This window comes from Shewanella morhuae, assembly GCF_003028295.1.
In the GTDB taxonomy this organism is placed as follows: Bacteria; Pseudomonadota; Gammaproteobacteria; order Enterobacterales; family Shewanellaceae; genus Shewanella; species Shewanella morhuae.
Genome location: NZ_PYSG01000002.1, coordinates 2,129,047 through 2,149,583, shown reverse-complemented (window position 1 = coordinate 2,149,583; position 20,537 = coordinate 2,129,047). Strand labels below are relative to the sequence as shown.

The 20,537-nt window shown below is 43.5% G+C and carries 19 protein-coding genes; all 19 read left to right on the top strand.

Annotated features, from left to right (window positions below; translation table 11 throughout):
• Nucleotides 1–6 precede the first annotated feature (6 nt).
• The 19 genes from C9I43_RS09835 to fliJ all read left to right on the top strand — a co-directional run bounded on the left by C9I43_RS09835 (nucleotide 7) and on the right by fliJ (nucleotide 20,477).
• The gene (locus tag C9I43_RS09835) at nucleotides 7–1,098 is read left to right on the top strand and encodes a flagellar basal body P-ring protein FlgI (protein ID WP_076496654.1); all 1,092 of its coding nucleotides are present in this window, start codon (nucleotides 7–9) and stop codon (nucleotides 1,096–1,098) included.
• Nucleotides 1,099–1,115: 17 nt separating this feature from the next.
• Nucleotides 1,116–2,267, top strand: coding sequence for a flagellar assembly peptidoglycan hydrolase FlgJ (gene flgJ / locus C9I43_RS09830; RefSeq protein WP_107883328.1), 1,152 nt, complete (start codon nucleotides 1,116–1,118; stop codon nucleotides 2,265–2,267).
• Nucleotides 2,268–2,307: 40 nt separating this feature from the next.
• The gene (flgK, locus tag C9I43_RS09825) at nucleotides 2,308–4,233 is read left to right on the top strand and encodes a flagellar hook-associated protein FlgK (RefSeq protein ID WP_107883327.1); all 1,926 of its coding nucleotides are present in this window, start codon (nucleotides 2,308–2,310) and stop codon (nucleotides 4,231–4,233) included.
• An 11-nt stretch (nucleotides 4,234–4,244) separates the two neighbouring features.
• Nucleotides 4,245–5,456 (top strand): flagellar hook-associated protein FlgL, encoded by a 1,212-nt coding sequence (gene flgL, locus C9I43_RS09820; RefSeq protein ID WP_107883326.1) that lies wholly within the window; start codon nucleotides 4,245–4,247, stop codon nucleotides 5,454–5,456.
• Nucleotides 5,457–5,560: 104 nt separating this feature from the next.
• A complete protein-coding gene (locus C9I43_RS09815) occupies nucleotides 5,561–6,382 on the top strand; it encodes a flagellin N-terminal helical domain-containing protein (protein ID WP_107883325.1) in 822 nt (273 codons plus the stop codon).
• Between the two features lie 213 nt (nucleotides 6,383–6,595).
• Nucleotides 6,596–7,414: a flagellin N-terminal helical domain-containing protein gene (locus tag C9I43_RS09810; RefSeq protein WP_107883324.1), complete on the top strand. Its 819-nt coding sequence runs from the start codon at nucleotides 6,596–6,598 to the stop codon at nucleotides 7,412–7,414.
• Nucleotides 7,415–7,559: 145 nt separating this feature from the next.
• A complete protein-coding gene (locus tag C9I43_RS09805) occupies nucleotides 7,560–7,943 on the top strand; it encodes a flagellar protein FlaG (protein WP_107883323.1) in 384 nt (127 codons plus the stop codon).
• 46 nt (nucleotides 7,944–7,989) lie between these two features.
• A complete protein-coding gene (fliD, locus tag C9I43_RS09800; protein ID WP_107883322.1) occupies nucleotides 7,990–9,360 on the top strand; it encodes a flagellar filament capping protein FliD in 1,371 nt (456 codons plus the stop codon).
• Nucleotides 9,361–9,387: 27 nt separating this feature from the next.
• The gene (locus tag C9I43_RS09795) at nucleotides 9,388–9,708 is read left to right on the top strand and encodes a flagella biosynthesis chaperone for FliD, FliT (RefSeq protein ID WP_107883321.1); all 321 of its coding nucleotides are present in this window, start codon (nucleotides 9,388–9,390) and stop codon (nucleotides 9,706–9,708) included.
• A gap of 6 nt (nucleotides 9,709–9,714) precedes the next feature.
• Complete coding sequence (gene fliS / locus C9I43_RS09790) at nucleotides 9,715–10,125, top strand: flagellar export chaperone FliS (protein WP_107883320.1); 411 nt, start codon at nucleotides 9,715–9,717, stop codon at nucleotides 10,123–10,125.
• 285 nt (nucleotides 10,126–10,410) lie between these two features.
• A complete protein-coding gene (locus C9I43_RS09785) occupies nucleotides 10,411–11,844 on the top strand; it encodes a sigma-54 dependent transcriptional regulator (RefSeq protein WP_107883319.1) in 1,434 nt (477 codons plus the stop codon).
• A gap of 109 nt (nucleotides 11,845–11,953) precedes the next feature.
• Nucleotides 11,954–13,036 (top strand): sensor histidine kinase, encoded by a 1,083-nt coding sequence (locus C9I43_RS09780; protein WP_107883318.1) that lies wholly within the window; start codon nucleotides 11,954–11,956, stop codon nucleotides 13,034–13,036.
• Nucleotides 13,029–14,372 carry a sigma-54-dependent transcriptional regulator gene (locus C9I43_RS09775; RefSeq protein ID WP_107883317.1) on the top strand — a complete coding sequence of 448 codons (1,344 nt, stop codon included), beginning with the start codon at nucleotides 13,029–13,031 and terminating at the stop codon, nucleotides 14,370–14,372. Before C9I43_RS09780 ends, C9I43_RS09775 begins: the two co-directional genes overlap by 8 nt.
• 229 nt (nucleotides 14,373–14,601) lie before the next feature.
• A complete protein-coding gene (gene fliE / locus C9I43_RS09770) occupies nucleotides 14,602–14,937 on the top strand; it encodes a flagellar hook-basal body complex protein FliE (RefSeq protein WP_011847306.1) in 336 nt (111 codons plus the stop codon).
• A gap of 45 nt (nucleotides 14,938–14,982) precedes the next feature.
• Nucleotides 14,983–16,662, top strand: a complete 1,680-nt coding sequence (gene fliF, locus C9I43_RS09765) for a flagellar basal-body MS-ring/collar protein FliF (RefSeq protein WP_181317915.1) — start codon at nucleotides 14,983–14,985, stop codon at nucleotides 16,660–16,662.
• Nucleotides 16,655–17,698, top strand: coding sequence for a flagellar motor switch protein FliG (gene fliG, locus C9I43_RS09760; protein WP_107883315.1), 1,044 nt, complete (start codon nucleotides 16,655–16,657; stop codon nucleotides 17,696–17,698). The genes fliF and fliG overlap by 8 nt, the downstream gene beginning before the upstream one ends.
• Nucleotides 17,685–18,695, top strand: a complete 1,011-nt coding sequence (gene fliH, locus C9I43_RS09755; RefSeq protein WP_107884104.1) for a flagellar assembly protein FliH — start codon at nucleotides 17,685–17,687, stop codon at nucleotides 18,693–18,695. The genes fliG and fliH overlap by 14 nt, the downstream gene beginning before the upstream one ends.
• Complete coding sequence (fliI, locus tag C9I43_RS09750; RefSeq protein WP_107883314.1) at nucleotides 18,664–20,001, top strand: flagellar protein export ATPase FliI; 1,338 nt, start codon at nucleotides 18,664–18,666, stop codon at nucleotides 19,999–20,001. Before fliH ends, fliI begins: the two co-directional genes overlap by 32 nt.
• A 29-nt stretch (nucleotides 20,002–20,030) precedes the next feature.
• Nucleotides 20,031–20,477 (top strand): flagellar export protein FliJ, encoded by a 447-nt coding sequence (fliJ, locus tag C9I43_RS09745; protein WP_076496672.1) that lies wholly within the window; start codon nucleotides 20,031–20,033, stop codon nucleotides 20,475–20,477.
• Nucleotides 20,478–20,537: the final 60 nt, after the last annotated feature.

Sequence of the window (20,537 nt, the reverse complement as noted above, 5' to 3'; positions counted from 1 at the left end):
ATTATCATGAAATATAAATACGTGTTAGCGGTTGCCATGCTAGTGCTTTCCTTACCTAGTCAGGCAGAACGAATTAAAGATATTGCCAATGTACAGGGCGTGCGTAGTAACCAATTAATTGGTTACGGTTTAGTGGTTGGTTTACCTGGAACGGGTGAGAAAACCAGTTATACCGAACAAACCTTTATGACTATGCTAAAAAACTTTGGCATTAATCTGCCTGATAATGTCAAACCTAAAATTAAAAACGTTGCTGTTGTTGCTGTGCATGCCGATATGCCAGCCTTTATCAAACCAGGTCAAGATCTTGACGTTACGGTATCGAGTTTAGGCGAAGCTAAAAGTTTACGCGGTGGCACTTTATTACAAACCTTTTTAAAAGGGGTTGACGGTAATGTGTATGCTATTGCTCAAGGTAGTTTAGTTGTTAGTGGCTTTAGTGCCGACGGTTTAGATGGCTCAAAAGTGATCCAAAATACGCCTACGGTAGGCCGTATACCCAATGGTGCGATTGTGGAACGCAGTGTGACAAGTCCATTTTCGTCTGGCGATTATTTGACGTTTAACCTTCGTCGCTCTGACTTTTCTACCGCGCAGCGAATGGCTGATGCGATTAATGATTTACTAGGCCCTGATATGGCTCGCCCGTTAGATGCGACATCTGTACAGGTCAACGCGCCGCGCGATGTATCGCAGAGAGTCTCATTTTTAGCGACGCTAGAAAATCTTGACGTTATCCCCGCAGAGGAATCTGCCAAAGTGATCGTTAACTCACGTACCGGCACCATTGTTGTGGGACAAAACGTACGTTTACTGCCTGCGGCAGTAACTCACGGCGGTATGACAGTCACTATTGCTGAAGCCACGCAAGTTTCACAGCCAAATGCTTTAGCAAATGGTCAAACAACCGTCACCAGTAATAGTACGATTACGGCAACAGAAAGTGACCGCCGCATGTTTATGTTTAACCCTGGAACCACGCTAGATGAGCTGGTTAGAGCGGTAAACTTAGTCGGTGCAGCTCCCTCAGATGTGTTAGCAATATTAGAAGCGTTAAAAGTGGCAGGAGCTTTGCATGGTGAGCTTATCATCATCTAATTTCTGTCGGGAAAATCATGGAAAAGCTTTCAAGTTCATCACATTTTCTTGACTTGGGCGGGTTAGACTCTCTACGCGCCCAAGCGCAGAAAGATGAGAAGGGCACCTTGAAAAAAGTTGCCCAACAATTTGAAGGTATTTTCGTGCAAATGCTGATGAAAAGTATGCGCGATGCCAACGCCGTTTTTAAGTCCGATAGTCCTTTAAATAGCCAATACACACAGTTTTACGAGCAGATGCGCGATCAGCAGTTGTCGGTCGATTTATCTGACAAAGGTGTATTGGGTCTTGCCGATATGATGGTGCAGCAACTCTCCCCTGAAACCAGTAATTTTACGCCAGCCTCGGTATTACGCGACGATGGCGGCATGAAAATGCTCCATGATGATAAAGCGCTTAATTTACCAGTGCAAAGCACTACAGCTCCCACACTCAATATTGAACCCACGTCAGTGGTTAATGATGGCGTGCCTGCTGCTATCGCGCGTCCTGTATTTGAACCTGATAGAGCCGTCGATGCCAATTCATCAATGGATATTGATACTCCCCATCGGTTATTGGCTATCGATACGCCAAAGCCAAATTGGAGCGAGCAGGCACTTTCTGTCGTAGAACCTGTGATTAGTGGCCAAGTGTTGCCGACCACTGCGTTTAGAGAAACTCAAAAAATTGTCAGGTTTAGCAGTCGAGAAGAGTTTTTAGCAACTTTATATCCCCACGCTGAAAAAGCCGCCAAAGCATTAGGCACTCAGCCAGAAGTATTGTTAGCTCAATCAGCACTAGAAACCGGTTGGGGGCAAAAAATTGTTCGCGGCAATAACGGCGCGCCAAGTCATAACCTCTTTAACATTAAAGCCGATCGCCGCTGGTTGGGTGATAAAGCTAACGTTAAGACCTTAGAGTTTGAACACGGTGTGGCTGTTCAACAAAAGGCGGACTTTCGAGTTTACAGTGATTTTGAACATAGCTTTAACGATTTTGTATCGTTTATTGCTGAAGGCGATCGTTATCAAGGCGCGAAAAAAGTTGCCGCTTCACCAACCCAATTTATTCGTGCTCTGCAAGATGCAGGTTATGCCACAGACCCTAAATATGCTGAAAAAGTCATAAAAGTGATGCAGTCCATCAGCGAAGAGCTGAAATCAATTTTGCCAGGAGAAGACAAATGATGAAGCTTACAACCCTGTTTGTTCATAGGAGTATCAACTAATGGCCGTTGATTTACTTAATATTGCGCGAACTGGTGTGCTTGCCTCCCAGTCACAACTTGGCGTCACCAGTAATAATATTACCAATGCCAATACGGCTGGTTATCACAGACAGGTGGCAACTCAATCGACGTTAGAATCGCAGCGTTTGGGCGGTAGCTTTTACGGTACTGGCACTTACGTTAATGACGTTAAACGTATTTATAACGACTACGCCGCGCGCGAGTTGCGTATTGGTCAAACCACCTTAAGTGCGGCAGAAGCCAGCTACGGTAAATTAAGTGAACTAGATCAGCTATTCTCACAGATTGGTAAAATTGTGCCGCAAAGCTTAAATGATTTGTTCGCTGGGCTAAATAGTATTGCTGATTTACCTGCTGATATAGGCATTCGTAACTCGGCTTTAACTAATGCACAGCAACTCGCTAGTAGCCTTAACCAAATGCAATCACATTTGAATGGCCAACTTAATCAGACTAACGATCAAATCGTTGGTATGACTAAGCGCATTAACGAGATAGGTACTGAACTGGCGAACTTAAATCTAGAGTTAATGAAATCGCCAAATCAAGATGCACAACTGCTTGATAAACAAGATGCACTGGTTCAAGAGTTAAGCCAGTACGCCCAAGTCAACGTGATCCCATTAGAAAATGGCGCAAAGAGTGTCATACTCGGTGGCTCGGTGATGTTAGTTTCTGGTGAGATTGCCATGAGTATGGGGACTCAAGCGGGTAACCCATTTCCCAAAGAGTTACAGCTTAACTCAAGTATTGGTTCGCAAAGCGTCACAGTCGATCCGAGTAAACTGGGTGGGCAGCTTGGTGCCATATTTGATTATCGCGAACAAACGTTAATTCCTGCCAGCCACGAACTCGACCAATTAGCCCTAGGTATCGCAGATAACTTTAATAAAATGCAAGCACAAGGCATCGACCTTAATGGGCAAGTAGGATCTAATATCTTTAAAGATATCAACGATCCTACAATGTCGTTAGGGCGTGTAGCGGGTTTATCGGGTAATACGGGCACCGCAACCTTAGGTGTCACTATTGATGACACGAGTCTATTGACCGGCGGCGCCTATGAATTGTCATTTACTGCACCAGCAAGCTACACGTTAATTGATACACAAACGGGCAACGCTACACCACTGACCTTGTCTGGCTCAACGTTATCTGGCGGTTCTGGATTTTCAATTGATATTAAAGCGGGCGCTATGGCGTCAGGGGATCGTTTTGCCATCCGTCCTACCGCTGGGGCATCAAACGGCATTGAAGTGGTAATGAAAGATCCTAAAGGTATTGCCGCAGCATCGCCAAAAATAACCGCAGATGCAGCTAACTCGGGTAATACCCAAGTGAAGCTGACTCAAATTAATAATCGCAGTGCCGCAAATTTCCCTGTAACGGGCAGTGAGTTGACGATAAAGCTCGATACCACAGTTGTGCCTCCAACCTATGAAGCATTCGACGCCGCGGGAACATCCCTTGGGGCTGCAGCCCCTTATACGCCCCCGAGTATTAGCGCTTTTGGTTTTACCTTTGAAGTTGACAGCAAAGCGGCTGCAGGCAATGACAGATTTACCTTCGATTTATCCTTCGCAGAGGGGGATAACTCTAATGCCGTCGCTATGGCTAAGTTGAGCGAAAGTAAGGTGATGAATGGGGGAAAGTCGACCTTAGCGGACGTGTTCGAGAACACTAAGCTCGAGGTAGGCAGTAAAACGAAAGCGGCCAAAGTGCGTACAGGTTCGGCAGAGGCGGTGTATCAACAAGCTTATGCGCGCGTAGAGAGTGAGTCGGGCGTGAACTTAGATGAAGAAGCGGCAAATTTAATGCGTTTTCAGCAAGCCTATCAAGCCTCTGCGCGGATCATGACGACTGCACAGCAGATTTTTGACACCTTATTATCCTCAGTGCGTTAGGAGATTTAACTATGCGATTATCATCCGCGCAGCTCTTTAATCAAAGCATTACCAGTGTGCTGCAAAAGCAAACAGCGACCAGCAAAATTATTGAACAAATGGACAGTGGTAAGAAAGTGAATACTGCTGGTGATGATCCTGTGGCGTCACAGGGTATTGATAATCTGAATCAGAAAAATGCACTCGTCGATCAGTTTATGAAGAATATCGATTATGCGACGAATCGATTAGCCGTGACTGAAAGCAAGCTAGGCAGTGCTGAAAATTTGACCTCATCAATTCGTGATCAAGTATTACGGGCGGTAAACGGCACACTAGGCGAATCAGAGCGGCAAATGATTGCCGATGAAATGAAAGGCAGCTTAGAAGAGCTCCTTTCCATTGCCAATACGAAAGATGAATCTGGCAATTATATGTTCTCTGGGTTCAGTACTAATAAAGAACCTTTCGCTTTTGACAACTCTACACCTCCGAAAATTGTCTATAGCGGCGATTCGGGCATTAAAAATAGCTTAGTACAGGCTGGTGTTGCATTAGGTACAAATATCCCTGGCGATAGTGCATTTATGAAAGCGGCTAATGGACTTGGCGATTATAGCGTCAATTATTTGGCCAGTCAGCAGGGGGACTTTAGCGTTAAAACAGCAAAAATTGCTGACGCTGCAACCTATGTAGCTGATATATATGTTTTTAACTTTACCGACAACGGTGCTGGTGGCACTAATTTACAGGTGCTCGATTCTGCCAATAATCCCGTCGCCAATGTGATTAACTTTGATGCAACTCAACCTGTTAGTTTTAATGGAATAGAAGTGAGAATTGATGGAAAACCTAGCGCTGGCGATAGTTTCTCTATGGCGCCGCAGGCAGAAGTCAGCGTTTTTGACACGATAAGTCGTGCGATCGCATTAATTGAAGATCCTAATTCGGCTAATACGCCACAAGGGCGAGCTCAGTTGGCACAGATATTGAATAACATCGGTAGTGGTGTCAATCAAATTAGTTCTGCCAGAAGTGTGGCAGGGAATAATTTGAAAATTGTCGAAAGTTACACTGAGGTTCATATCGAAGAAAAAGTGGTGAATACATCTGCACTATCACTCTTAGAGGACCTCGATTACGCATCAGCGATTACGGAATTTGAAAAGCAACAGCTTGCATTGAACGCGGTCTCCAGTGTGTTTAGTAAAGTGGGTTCTGTTTCCCTGTTTGATTATATTTAAGCGTATTTTTCTGGTAATAACGCCAAGAAATTTATAAGTAGTTTCAAGATTGGAAATAGCCAAGCTTCGAAGTCTTGGCAAGATTCTTAGAAGAGGAAATAATTATGGCTATTACAGTTAACACTAACGTGACCTCAATGAAGGCACAGAAAAATTTAAATGCATCCAGCAGTGGGTTGGCGACTTCAATGGAGCGTCTATCAAGTGGCCTACGTATTAACAGTGCCAAAGACGATGCTGCTGGTCTAGCCATTTCTAACCGATTGAACAGCCAAGTTCGCGGTTTGGATGTGGGTATGCGTAACGCCAACGATGCGATTTCAATCGCTCAAATTGCTGAAGGTGCGATGCAAGAGCAAACGAATATGTTGCAACGTATGCGTGATTTGACCGTGCAATCAGCAAACGGCGCTAACAGTACCGACGATTTAAGCTCATTACAAAAAGAAATTGATCAATTAGCTGAAGAAATTACTGCCATTGGCAATAGTACAGCGTTTGGTGATACTAAATTACTCACGGGTGATTTTGCTGCTGGAAAAACATTCCAAGTGGGGCATCAGTCGGATGAGGCTATTAAAATTTCAGTGGGGAAAAGTAATTCAACTACGTTGAGTGTTGCTAAACTTGATGTCACTGCTTCAGTAGCAAGAGCTTCAGCATTATCGAAAATTGATGCTGCAATTAAGACTATTGATAATCAACGTGCTGATTTAGGTGCTAAGCAAAACCGTTTAGCCTATAACATTAGTAATAGCGCCAATACCCAAGCTAACGTTGCAGATGCCAAAAGTCGTATTGTCGATGTGGATTTTGCCAAAGAAACATCCGTCATGACGAAAAACCAGGTATTACAACAAACGGGTTCTGCTATGTTGGCGCAGGCAAATCAACTACCACAAGTGGCGTTATCTTTACTTGGTTAGCCTGTTACCGTGAGCTGATTATAACTGCTTTTTTGCCTGCTTTTTCTGCTTTTTTGTAGAAAGTGGGCAAAGTTTTTTATAGAAAATAAAATTATTAAAAATAATCCTAAAGATAAAAAAGCTGCTGCCGTTAAATATACTGTAACCAATTAGACCCGCCTGGCTTAAGTAGACAGGCAAGTTGATAAGCCAGGAATAAAGAGGAAACGAACCATGGCCATTACAGTAAACACTAACGTCACATCATTAAAAGCTCAAAAGAACTTAAATACTTCAGCAAGCGGTTTGGCCACGTCAATGGAACGTTTATCATCGGGTCTGCGCATTAACAGCGCAAAAGATGATGCTGCAGGTCTAGCAATTTCTAACCGCTTAAATAGCCAAGTACGTGGTCTTGATGTAGGCATGCGTAACGCTAACGATGCGATTTCAATTGCGCAAATATCTGAAGGCGCGATGCAAGAACAGACTAATATGTTACAGCGTATGCGTGACTTGACAGTGCAAGCAGAGAACGGCGCGAACAGTACTGACGACATTGGATCTATTCAAAAAGAAATCACTGCGCTATCTGAGGAAATCACAGCAATTGGTACTAATACCGCATTTGGTACAACAAAATTACTTAATGGTGACTTTGCTGGCGGTAAAACTTTCCAAGTAGGCCATACAAGTGCTGAAAATATTCAAATTTCAGTAGCTAAGAGTGACTCAACTACATTATCAGTCAGCGGTCTGACACTGACATCCTCAGCAGCGCGAGCAAGTTCTTTAACTAAAATTGATGCCGCGATTAAACAGATTGATAGCCAACGTGCTGAGTTAGGTGCTAAGCAAAACCGTTTAGCCTATAACATCAGTAACAGTGCAAACACTCAGGCTAACGTTGCCGACGCAAGAAGCCGTATTGTAGATGTCGACTTTGCTAAAGAGACGTCAACAATGACCAAAAATCAAGTGTTGCAACAGACAGGTTCTGCGATGTTGGCTCAAGCTAACCAGTTACCTCAAGTTGCCTTATCACTGTTGTAATGGTCAATATTAATCTTTAAAAGAGTGATAAGGGAGGTTCGGTAACGGATCTCCCTTTGTTACATTAAAGATAGATTAAGTTTATCGTGCATTTGCTTTGTTATGAAATAAAAGAACAAATGCTAATTGCCGTGAGGATATCGCTATGGACATCAGTGTAGCTAGTTCACCTACCCGAATGCACAATAAAATAGATTTAGTAAACGAATCACTAAAACCGACAACGGTATTTACTGAGCTCAAACAAAATGCAATTGTACTAAACTCTGAGCAACGAACCGAAAAATCGACGGCAGATGAGTCTAGCCCTAATAAGCTTGATGAAGTTGCTGCTGAGCTTTCTGATATGATGTCTATGATGCGTAAGGGATTAGCATTTAAGGTTGATGAGCATTCAGGTCAAGCAGTGGTGAGTGTGTTGGATAGAGATACGGGTGATGTGATTAGACAAATGCCAAGTGAAGAAGCTTTAGCGTTGGCAGAAAAATTGTCAGAAGTGACAGGGCTTTTGATGAAAACAGAGGCATAAAACACGTACTTACTAAAAGTATATAGTTGATGAGTGAGAGGTTTGTATGGCATTAACAGCGACGGGTATTGGCTCAGGTTTGGATATTTCTAATATTGTCAAAGTATTAGTGGATGCCGAAAAAATGCCTAAAGAAGCGATGTTTAATAAATCGGAAGACAGTATAAAAGCGAAAGTTTCTGCAATGGGAACATTAAAAAGCGAGCTGTCTAAATTTCAAGATGCCTTAAAAAAATTACAAACTGGCGATGCATTAAATCAACGTAAAATATCTGTTAGTAACCCAACGTATTTGTCAGCAACTTCTGATAAAACAGCTCAAGCAGGAAGCTATAACATTAAGGTTGAGCAACTTGCTACTAATCATAAAATAGCAGGGACTAATGTTACTTCGCCGACCTCACTAGCAGGTGAGGGAAGTCTAGATTTCGGTGTTAATGGTAAAAATTTCTCAGTCGATGTATCAGCAACCGACTCACTGGCTAGTATTGCAAAAAAAGTAAATGAAGCTTCAGATAATGTAGGAGTGACAGCGACGGTCATCACCAGTGATGCTGGGAGTCGCTTAGTTTTTAGCTCAAATAAATCTGGTGAAGATAATCAGATTACTATAACTGCGAACGATACCGCAGGTACTGGGCTTACCGATATGTTTGGCACTGGCAATACGACTACGCTGCAAGATGCTAAAAATGCAGTGATTTATATTGATGATCAAAAAGTCACTTCACAAAGCAATGATGTTAAAAATGCGATTACGGGTGTCACACTGAGTTTAACCGATGCCGATATCGCTAAAACGACTACGCTAAAAATTACCCAAGATAATGATGCGGTTAAAACTAATGTTAAAGCATTTGTGGATGCTTATAATAGTTTGGTGACAGCAGTCGACAAAATGTCGTCGTATGACCCTGACAAAAAAACGGCGGCAGCATTGCAAGGCGACTCAATGATTCGGTCTATAGAATCACAATTGCGTGGTATCTCAAGTGAGCGAGTACCAACCGAAAGTGGTGGGACAATAGCTTTATATGATATTGGTATTAAAACTGATAGATATGGCAAACTATCAGTAGACGATACCAAGCTTGATAAAGTGCTTTCGGAAGACATGTCCAGTGTTGAAGCCTTGTTTTCTACACCTAATAAAGGGCTTGCAAATCGATTTAATGATGTTGCTAATAGCTATGTTAAATCTCGGGGATTGATCGCGGATCGTCAAACGAGTTATACCACTCAGCAAAAACAATTAAGCGATCAAAGAGTTGCCTTTACACTAAAAATGGAACAGTTGACGGCTCGCTTGTCAAAGCAGTTTAATAAAATGGACTTAGTGGTTGGGCAGCTTAATCAGCAGGGCTCTGGTTTAATGGATCGTTTGAATTCGTTGCCAGGAGCAGTCAGAAAGCGTTAATTTGATACCATCGAAGGTATAAACTCAATGAAACAACTTGATAAATTAAATATTGAATTGAGTGAAGTTTTAAGTACATTAATTAAAATTCCTGCAGAAGAACTACAATCTGACGATCTGGTATCAAACTTGCTTGTGTTAGTCGGTGAGCGTCAAGCGTTGCTAAGTTTACTACTCAATGACGACAAAATAGATGATGCTGATTACCTTCAGCATCAGCTTGATTTAACTGAGAAATTTACAATTCAATCAAATGTTATCATGGCGGATAGACAAGCACTGTTGCATGCAAGCAGTAAAAACAAGCGCCAAATTAATGTTTACGAGACAATAGATTCAAATAGGTAGGTGTTTATGCGAGGGTCATTACAGTCGTATCGTAAGGTATCATTAGAAAGTGAAATTACAGTCGCTTCACCACATCGAATTATACAGTTAATGTTCGCAGGTGCATTGCAACGCCTTGCTCAAAGTCGCCTTGCAATCGAGCAGCGCGATTTATCAAATAAAGGGATTTATATAGGTAAAGCTATTGGTATCATCAACGGCTTAAACAATAGTTTAGATATGGAGACTGGTGGCCAGATAGCTCGAAATTTGAGCGATCTTTACGATTTTATGCTGCGAAAAATATCTGAAGCTAATCTTAATAATGATGTTCAAGCTATCGATGACGTGTGTGATATTTTGCGCAATATTAAAGAAGGATGGGATGCTATCCCTACTGATAAACATCACATGTCGGCTCACACAGAAACGAATTAATTATTTAGTTATCGTTTTACAAATGGCGCATTCCGTGCGTCTTTTTATTGTTCATCGTCAAGTTATTGACTAAATTGGCTGTGACTTTCTCTGAAATGAACTAAAATCAATTCAGTTTGGCATAATCCTCACCAGAGGCTTGCTTCTCGTCTGCTGATAATACAATATTCATCGTAGTCGTGATTGTGGACCAGATTGTTACATTGAATTTGTTAAGCTTTTACAGCAACTAACCATAAATAATTAATGCGAATTAATAAATATTAGCGCTTTACGGTCTATTGAATGATGCAAACAGATCAACGAATTTTACTTGTCGGACCACCATTAGAGCGACTAAGTCGCCTATGTTGTATTTTAGATTTTTTAGGCGAGCAGATTGATCAAATAACAGTCGAAAATTTAAGTGCAAGCCTCAAAGATACTCGTTTTCGTGCCTTGGTTATTTTAACTGATCCAACAGAGTCTGATGCGCTGAAAGAGATTGCTATTCAATATCCATGGCAGCCCATATTGTTATTGGGGAGTGCAGGAGAGTTACAAGCCTCTAATATCCTTGGGTGCATTGAAGAGCCATTAAATTATCCTCAGCTGACCGAGTTATTACATTTCTGCCAAGTTTTTGGCCAAGTTAAACGCCCCCAAGTACCAACTAGCGCGAATCAAACTAAGTTATTTCGAAGCTTAGTTGGACGTAGTGATGGTATTGCTAATGTGAGGCACTTGATTAATCAAGTTGCAACCTCCGAGGCAACAGTGCTTGTACTGGGCCAATCAGGTACGGGCAAGGAAGTCGTAGCCCGTAATATCCATTATTTGTCCGAACGTCGCGATGGACCCTTTATTCCTATTAACTGCGGCGCGATACCGCCAGAGTTATTAGAAAGTGAGCTTTTTGGCCATGAAAAAGGGTCTTTCACTGGGGCGATATCTTCGCGTAAAGGCCGTTTTGAACTAGCAGAAGGCGGTACACTATTTCTTGATGAAATCGGTGATATGCCCTTACAAATGCAAGTTAAATTATTGCGGGTGCTGCAAGAGCGAGTATTTGAACGCGTTGGTGGCTCAAAGACAATCAATGCAGATGTGCGTGTTGTGGCGGCAACTCATAGAGATTTAGAAGCTATGATTAGCGTTGGAGAGTTTCGAGAAGATCTCTATTATCGCTTGAACGTATTTCCGATTGAAATGCCAGCATTGTGTGAGCGTAAAGATGACGTGCCTTTGTTATTGCAAGAGTTGGTTAGCCGAGTTTATAACGAAGGGCGCGGTAAAGTACGCTTTACGCAGCGTGCGATAGAATCGCTGAAAGAACATATTTGGTCGGGTAACGTTCGTGAGTTGTCTAATTTAGTTGAACGGCTGACGATTTTGTATCCGGGTGGGCTGGTTGATGTTAATGATTTACCGGTTAAATATCGCCATATCGATGTGCCAGAATACTGTGTTGAGATGAGTGAAGAGCAACAAGAACGTGATGTTTTTGCTTCTATTTTTAGTGATGAAGAACCGGTTGAAATCCCTGAAACGCGTTTCCCAAGCGAGTTACCCCCCGAAGGTGTCAATCTGAAGGATTTGTTAGCAGAGCTTGAAATTGACATGATACGTCAGGCGCTAGAGCTGCAAGATAACGTCGTGGCTCGTGCCGCAGAAATGCTCGGAATACGTCGTACAACTTTAGTTGAGAAAATGCGTAAGTATGGCATGACGAAAGATTAACCTTCTATTTCATTGTTATTTAAGTAATTTTAACCTCTATATTTTAATTTTTAATTTGGCATAGATTCTGCAGTCACTCCGTTATAAGCAATTTATTGACGGAGTGACTATGTCAGCCAATCCACTAGCGCAAATTGAGTCATTCAAGCACACTAGCAAACAATGGAACCAACTGCGTGAGGCCGCAAATATGTCCAATCGAATGGAACATATTTTACAGGCTATGCCATCTGGCGTGGTGATTATCAATGGTAACGGCATCGTTACAGATGCTAATCCAGTTGCGGTTGAATTGCTTGAACGCTCGTTGTGCGGGGCTCGATGGATTGATGTGATCCATAGCGCGTTTGCTCCACAGGATGATGATGGGCATGAGATATCGCTGCGCAATGGTCGCCGAGTTAAATTAGCTATTACTCCTCTTACACCTGAGCCTGGTCAGTTAATCGTATTAACCGACCTCACTGAAACTCGATTATTACAAAAAAATATCTCCCATCTACAGCGTTTATCTGCGCTCGGTAAAATGGTCGCGACCTTGGCGCATCAGGTACGTACGCCATTATCAGCGGCACTGTTATATGCCTCAAATTTAGCGAGCCCTAAGTTGTCAGATGCCGCTAAAACTAAGTTTCAACAGAAGCTCGTTGATAGACTTAACGAATTAGAACGTCAGGTTAATGACATGCTATTAATGGCAAAAGGCCGTCAGGACCAACTCGGGGACTTAATTTCGCTTACCGATGTTATCGACAATGTTTTAGCTAATTGTGAACCAATAGCAGCACAGTATGGATGTGACTTGCTATTTAATAATGCATCAAGCAGCTCGATGTTGGCTAATTCGAACGCATTAAGCTCAGCAATTAATAACTTAGTGATGAATAGTCTTGAAGCTGGCGCGACTAAAATTCGGATTGAAGCGAAAGAAGAGGGCGAGCAGTTATTCTTGGATGTCATCGATAATGGCAAAGGTTTAGATGCGAGTATGCAGAATCAGGTACTTGAACCTTTTTTTACCACCAAAGCGCAGGGAACGGGACTTGGGTTAGCCGTGGTGCATTCTGTAGTCAGTAATCATGGTGGGCAGCTGCAACTCAGTTGTGTACCTAATAAGGGTTGTACAGTGTCTTTAGTTTTTCCTCGTGCTAAATCTGCGCGTGTATTACCTTTGGAGACATCTCATGTCTGAAGCCAAGTTGTTACTCGTTGAAGATGATGCATCATTGCGTGAGGCTTTACTTGATACTTTAATGCTCGCTCAATATGAATGCATTGATGTGGCCTCGGGTGAAGATGCGATATTAGCCTTGAAACAACATCAGTTTGATTTGGTCATTAGTGACGTACAAATGCAGGGCATCGGTGGTTTAGGTTTATTAAACTATTTACAGCAGCATCATCCTAAGTTACCGGTGTTGTTGATGACGGCCTACGCAACTATCGGCAGTGCCGTTAATGCGATTAAATTAGGTGCTGTTGATTACTTAGCCAAACCCTTTGCCCCTGAGGTTTTACTCAATCAGGTTTCGCGTTATTTGCCGTTAAAGCAAAATGTAGATCAGCCTGTTGTTGCTGATGAGAAAAGTTTAGCGCTGTTAGCGCTGGCTCAACGTGTTGCCGCATCTGATGCCTCTGTGATGATTTTAGGGCCAAGTGGTTCGGGTAAAGAAGTCTTAGCACGTTATATTCATCAACACAGCAGCCGTGCTGATCAAGCCTTTGTTGCCATTAACTGTGCGGCTATTCCTGAGAATATGCTCGAGGCAACGCTTTTTGGTTATGAAAAGGGTGCATTTACTGGTGCCTATCAAGCTTGTCCGGGTAAATTTGAGCAAGCTCAAGGTGGTACTTTACTGCTAGATGAAATATCTGAGATGGATTTGAGCTTACAAGCTAAATTATTACGGGTATTACAAGAACGTGAAGTTGAGCGTTTAGGTGGCCGTAAAACCATCAAGTTAGACGTGCGCGTGCTTGCCACATCAAACCGAGACTTAAAATCAGTGGTCGCGGCGGGCGGGTTTAGGGAAGATCTTTATTATCGGATTAACGTGTTTCCCTTAGCATGGCCTGCATTAAGCCAACGCCCTGCCGATATCTTGCCCCTTGCGCGCCATTTACTGGTTAAGCATGCTAAGGCACTGAATGTTGCCGATGTGCCTGAATTAGATGAGAATGCCCGTCGACGGTTATTGAGCCATCGTTGGCCAGGTAACGTACGTGAACTCGATAATGTGATCCAGCGAGCTTTGATATTAAGAGCGGGTCAATTGATTACTGCGAATGACATTATTATCGATACCCAAGATGTGATTTTAGGCAGTGAAGACCTAGAGCTGTTTGCTGCTGAGCCCGATGGTTTAGGTGAAGAGCTTAAAGCACAAGAACACGTGATTATTCTTGAAACGCTAAACTTATGTCAGGGTAGTCGTAAACTGGTGGCAGAAAAATTAGGCATCAGTGCTCGTACCCTAAGATACAAGATGGCGAAAATGCGTGATATGGGGATCCAACTGCCAAATTAGGTTTATATTCAATCGATAACACCACAGCCTCCATATAAGAAGAGAGGTTGGTGGTGTTAAATATCAATCACAAATGTAACCCGCTTTATTTTTTAATACTCCCACTATTGATGCCTTATTATCCCATTGATTGCTTATTAATAACGACCCTGTGAAACTTGGCCGTTATTTTGCATTATCCCATATATAGATATTTGAACGTCAAGATTTCGACGACTGGGAGCTCAGCATGCAAATAGGCGCAAATTCATTCCTGCAAGAAATGCAGAAACTCCAAGGCGAAATCACGCCGTCTTTCGGCGTTCAGCCAAATATCATGCAGCAAGTCAATAACACCAGTGGCGCTGACTTCGGTCAACTGCTATCCCAAGCTGTCGGTAATGTCAGCGGCTTACAGTCGACATCATCAAACCTAGCGACGCGCTTAGAGATGGGGGATACTACGGTTTCTTTATCTGATACTGTCATCGCCCGAGAAAAAGCCAGTGTCGCCTTTGAGGCAACGGTGCAAGTGCGCAATAAACTTGTAGAAGCCTATAAAGAAATCATGAGCATGCCTGTCTAGGCCAGTAAATAACCCAATTAGCAGGTACGAATCGTGAGTACAGAAATGATTGTTGGATCCAATTCCGACTCAATTGACCAAGGTGTCCAGCAAGAACATAAGCCTGGAATGATGGCAAATCTTGGCAGCGCTGATAGTCTACGTCAGATCACCATGATTTTAGCTTTAGCAATTTGCTTAGCCTTGGCCGTATTTGTCATGCTGTGGGCGCAGGAACCTGAATATCGTCCATTGGGTAAAATGGAAACAGAAGAAATGGTTCAAGTGCTAGATGTGCTTGATAAAAATAAAGTGAAGTATCAGATTGATGTAGATGTTATTAAAGTTCCTGAAGATAAATACCAAGAAGTTAAAATGATGTTGAGTCGTGCAGGCATTGACAACTCTACCACGAGTAAAGATTTTTTGACTCAAGACAGTGGTTTTGGTGTCAGCCAAAGAATGGAGCAAGCCCGACTTAAGCACAGCCAAGAAGAGAATTTGGCTCGCGCGATTGAGCAGTTACAAAGTGTTAGTCGCGCCAAAGTAATTTTAGCTTTACCTAAAGAAAACGTCTTTGCTCGTAATGCCTCAAAACCGAGTGCGACGGTAGTCATCAACACTCGCCGTGGCGGTCTAGGCCAAGGTGAAGTCGATGCTATTGTCGATATTGTTGCTTCTGCTGTTCAAGGGCTCGAGCCTGCACGTGTTACCGTCACTGATTCTAACGGCCGTTTATTAAATTCTGGCAGTCAAGATGGCGCATCAGCGATAGCGCGCCGCGAGCTTGAGTTAGTGCAGCAAAAAGAGGCTGAGTACCGTACTAAGATTGAATCCATTTTAGTACCGATTTTAGGCCCTGAAAATTTTACCTCGCAAGTCGATGTCAGCATGGATTTTACTGCAGTCGAGCAAACATCAAAGCGCTATAACCCGGATTTACCTGCATTACGCAGTGAGATGACCGTTGAAAACAATAGCACGGGTTCTTCTGGCGGTATTCCTGGCGCATTAACCAATCAACCACCAATGGAATCGAATATTCCTGAAAATGCAACGACGGCAACAGAGTCGGTGATTGCGGGCAATTCACATCGTGAAGCGACGCGTAATTTTGAATTAGATACCACTATTAGCCATACCCGCCAACAAGTGGGTTCGGTTCGTCGCATTAGTGTCTCTGTCGCTGTGGATTTCAAACCGGGCGCTGCTGGAGAAACGGGACAAGTGGCGCGAGTTGCTCGTACTGAGCAAGAGTTGAGCAATATACGTCGTTTGCTTGAGGGAGCTGTGGGGTTTAGTTCGCAGCGGGGCGATGTGTTGGAAGTTGTCACAGTTCCATTTATGGATCAATTAGTTGATGATTTACCTGCGCTAGACTTGTGGGAGCAACCTTGGTTCTGGCGTGCGGTTAAGCTAGGCATCGGTGCATTGGTTATCTTAGTGTTGATATTAGCTGTAGTGCGCCCGATGCTGAAACGTTTAATCTACCCAGATAGTGCAGACATGCCTGAGGATATGAGACTCGGTAATGAACTGGCTGAAATAGAGGACCAATATGCCGCTGACACTTTGGGGATGCTCAATACCAAAGAGGCGGAATACAGTTATGCTGATGATGGTTCAATTCATATCCCTAATCTTCACAAAGATGATGATATGATTAAAGCTATTCGTGCGCTTGTGGCCAATGAGCCTGAGCTATCTACCCAAGTAATAAAAAACTGGTTACAAGACAATGGCTGAGAATAAGACGAAAGACGTCACTGCACCTGCTTTTAATATCAAAGATATCAGTGGTATTGAAAAAACTGCCATCTTACTTTTGAGTCTCAGTGAGACCGATGCAGCCTCTATTTTAAAGCACTTAGAACCTAAGCAAGTGCAAAAGGTAGGTATGGCAATGGCGGCGATGGATGATTTTGGTCAAGAAAAAGTTATCGGGGTACACAAGCTGTTTCTTGATGATATTCAAAAGTATTCTTCAATTGGTTTTAACAGTGAAGAGTTTGTCCGTAAAGCCTTAACCGCTGCATTGGGTGCTGATAAAGCGGGTAATTTGATTGAACAAATCATTATGGGTAGCGGTGCTAAGGGCTTAGATTCGTTGAAGTGGATGGACGCGCGTCAAGTGGCGACGATTATTCAAAATGAGCACCCTCAAATCCAAACGATTGTTCTATCTTACTTAGATCCCGATCAAGCCGCGGAAATATTCGGTCAATTCCCAGAGAACACCCGCCTAGATTTAATGATGCGTATCGCAAACCTTGAAGAAGTACAGCCTGCGGCACTGCAAGAGTTAAACGATATTATGGAAAAACAGTTTGCTGGCCAAGGTGGTGCACAAGCGGCGAAAATGGGTGGCCTTAAAGCGGCAGCCAACATTATGAATTACCTAGATACCGGCATTGAAAGCCAGTTAATGGAAACCATGCGCGAGTCTGATGAAGAAATGGCGCAGCAAATCCAAGATTTAATGTTTGTGTTTGAAAATTTACTCGATGTTGATGACCGTGGTATTCAAGCTATGCTGCGGGAAGTTCAGCAAGATGTATTGATGAAAGCCCTCAAAGGCACTGATGAGCAGTTGAAAGAGAAATTCTTGAATAACATGTCTAAACGTGCCGCTGAACTATTACGTGATGATCTTGAGGCCATGGGGCCTATTCGTATTAGTGAAGTGGAAGTGGCTCAAAAAGAAATCCTATCGATAGCGCGTCGTTTAAGCGATAGCGGCGAAATTATGTTAGGCGGCACTGGTGGCGATGAGTTCCTCTAATCCAAGTGATAATAAATTGTCGAAGAAAATTGTGAGCGATAGCGATATCGAGTTTAGCCATTGGGCGCTGCCTGATGTGACTGAAGCTGAAGATGACTCAATATCCAATGTATTTGGTCGCTCAAACCACCAACAGCCTAAGCCTACAACCGTAGAGAGTGTGGCTCCGCCAACGATGGCCGAGATTGAGAATATTCGTGCTCAAGCCGAAGAAGAAGGCTTTACCGAAGGTCAGCAGCGAGGGTATGAGCAAGGGCTAGAAAAAGGGCGACTACAAGGCTTAGAGCAAGGCCATACAGAGGGACTCGCCCAAGGGCATGAACAAGGATTAGAGTCGGGTTTAGCCCAAGCTAAAACATTGTTATCTCGTTTTGAAGCTTTATTGACTCAATTTGAAACCCCGCTGCAATTACTCGATGGTGATATCGAACTTTCCTTGATGACATTGAGTATGACATTAGCCAAATCAGTCATAGGCCACGAATTAAAAACTCACCCTGAACAAATATTGTCAGCATTGCGCTTAGGTATTGAATCGCTACCGATTAAAGATCAGCCCGTAACTATCCGACTGCATCCGGACGATGCTGTTTTAGTTGAGCAGCTTTATACCAGTGCTCAATTAACCCGTAGTAAATGGGAACTTGAAATCGACCCCTCTTTAAGTTCGGGTGATTGTATTCTTAGTAGTCATCGTTCTTTGGTTGATTTAACCCTTGCTTCACGTATCGATGCTGTGTTTGAACCTTTACGGGATCAACACGCACACTTAACGGATAAACAGCGGCAATTGCAAGAGACGATAGCGGCTGAAAATACCGCTAAACAGCTTGCACCTTCAGAAATCGTTGAGCCTGAATTTAACGTAGAGTCAGAGTTGGATAGCCAAACTGTAGATTCTATTTCCCAACAAGCTGAAGATATTCAACCTGCCTCCACCAATAATCATTCAGATACAGGTTCAGATGCTAAATCGCCAACATCAACTACTGAATAGACTTAACCGTCATATCGATAAGGTTCCTCCCTTTCGCGCCGTGGCCAGCGGTCAGCTAGTGCGGGTGGTGGGGCTAACCTTAGAGGCAAGTGGTTGCCGTGCGCCGGTGGGCAGTTTATGTTCAATTGAAACCATGGCAGGTGAGTTAATTGCCGAGGTTGTCGGGTTCGATGGTGAACTCTTGTATTTAATGCCTATAGAAGAATTGCGCGGGGTATTACCCGGCGCACGCGTAGTGCCTTTAGGTGAACAAACTGGGCTCAATGTGGGTTTATCATTATTAGGGCGCGTGCTCGATGGTAACGGTGTCCCGTTAGATGGTTTAGGGGCGCTGCAAACCGATCAACAAGCGCCGCGACATAGCGCTGTGATTAATCCGTTATCTCGCCGTGCCATTACTGAACCACTCGATGTGGGTGTGCGTGCGATCAATGCTATGTTGACCGTGGGAAAAGGCCAACGTATGGGCTTATTTGCGGGGTCTGGCGTGGGTAAAAGTGTGCTTTTAGGCATGATGACTCGCGGTACTACTGCTGACATTATTGTGGTTGGGCTGGTGGGGGAGCGTGGCCGCGAAGTAAAAGAGTTTATTGAAGAAATTCTTGGGGAGAAAGGTCGCGCGCGATCCGTTGTTGTCGCGGCGCCTGCGGATACCTCGCCGTTAATGCGCCTTCGAGCCTGTGAAACTTCGACCCGAATTGCCGAATATTTTCGTGATTTAGGCTATAACGTTTTGTTACTCATGGATAGTTTGACTCGTTATGCCCAAGCGCAGCGCGAGATTGCTTTGGCTGTTGGTGAGCCGCCAGCCACTAAGGGCTATCCGCCTTCAGTGTTTGCTAAGCTACCACGTTTAGTTGAACGCGCAGGAAACGGCGGCCCTGGCCAAGGTTCAATAACAGCATTTTATACTGTGCTGACCGAAGGTGACGATCAACAAGATCCTATTGCCGATGCTTCTCGGGCGATTCTCGATGGGCATATCGTATTATCGCGTTCACTTGCAGACTCTGGTCACTATCCTGCGATAGATATTGAAGCGTCTATTAGCCGAGTCGCACCTATGGTCATTTCCAATGAACATTTGGAAGCGATGCGCCGCGTTAAACAAACCTATTCTTTGTATCAGCAAAATCGAGATTTGATTTCCATTGGGGCTTACGCTCAAGGTAGCGATCCTCGCATCGATAATGCGATACGATTACAGCCAGCAATGAATGCTTTTTTGCGACAAACCATGCGCGATGCTTTCAGTTTTGCCGACAGCCAACTCATGCTCGGGCAACTTGCCGCGCAATGTAAATAATGACGTTATTGAACTAATTGAGGTGGGGTATGGCTAACGCCGATCCGTTGTTGTTAGTGTTAAAGCTTGCTAATGATGCCGAAGAACAAGCAGCCTTGTTGCTAAAGTCAGCGCAATTAGAATGTCAAAAACGCCTGAATCAACTGAGTGCACTCAATAACTACCGTTTAGACTACATGAAACAAATGCAATCCCAGCAAGGTCAAGCGATTAGCGCTAATCATTATCACCAATTTCATCGTTTTATTCGACAGATTGACGATGCCATTATTCAGCAACATCGTGTCGTTGCCGATGGTGAGATGCAAAAGGACTATCGGCAACAGCATTGGTTAGAAAAACAGAAAAAACGTAAAGCTGTTGAATTGCTATTAGCCAGTAAAGAGAAAAAACGCCAAGTGGTTGAACAAAAACGCGAGCAAAAAATGACTGATGAATTTGCTTCGCAACAGTTCTTTCGTCGTCATCAGCGCTAGGGCTATTTTACATCACCTGAACTCGGGATAACGAGTGTCGGGAAATCTACATTTAACAAA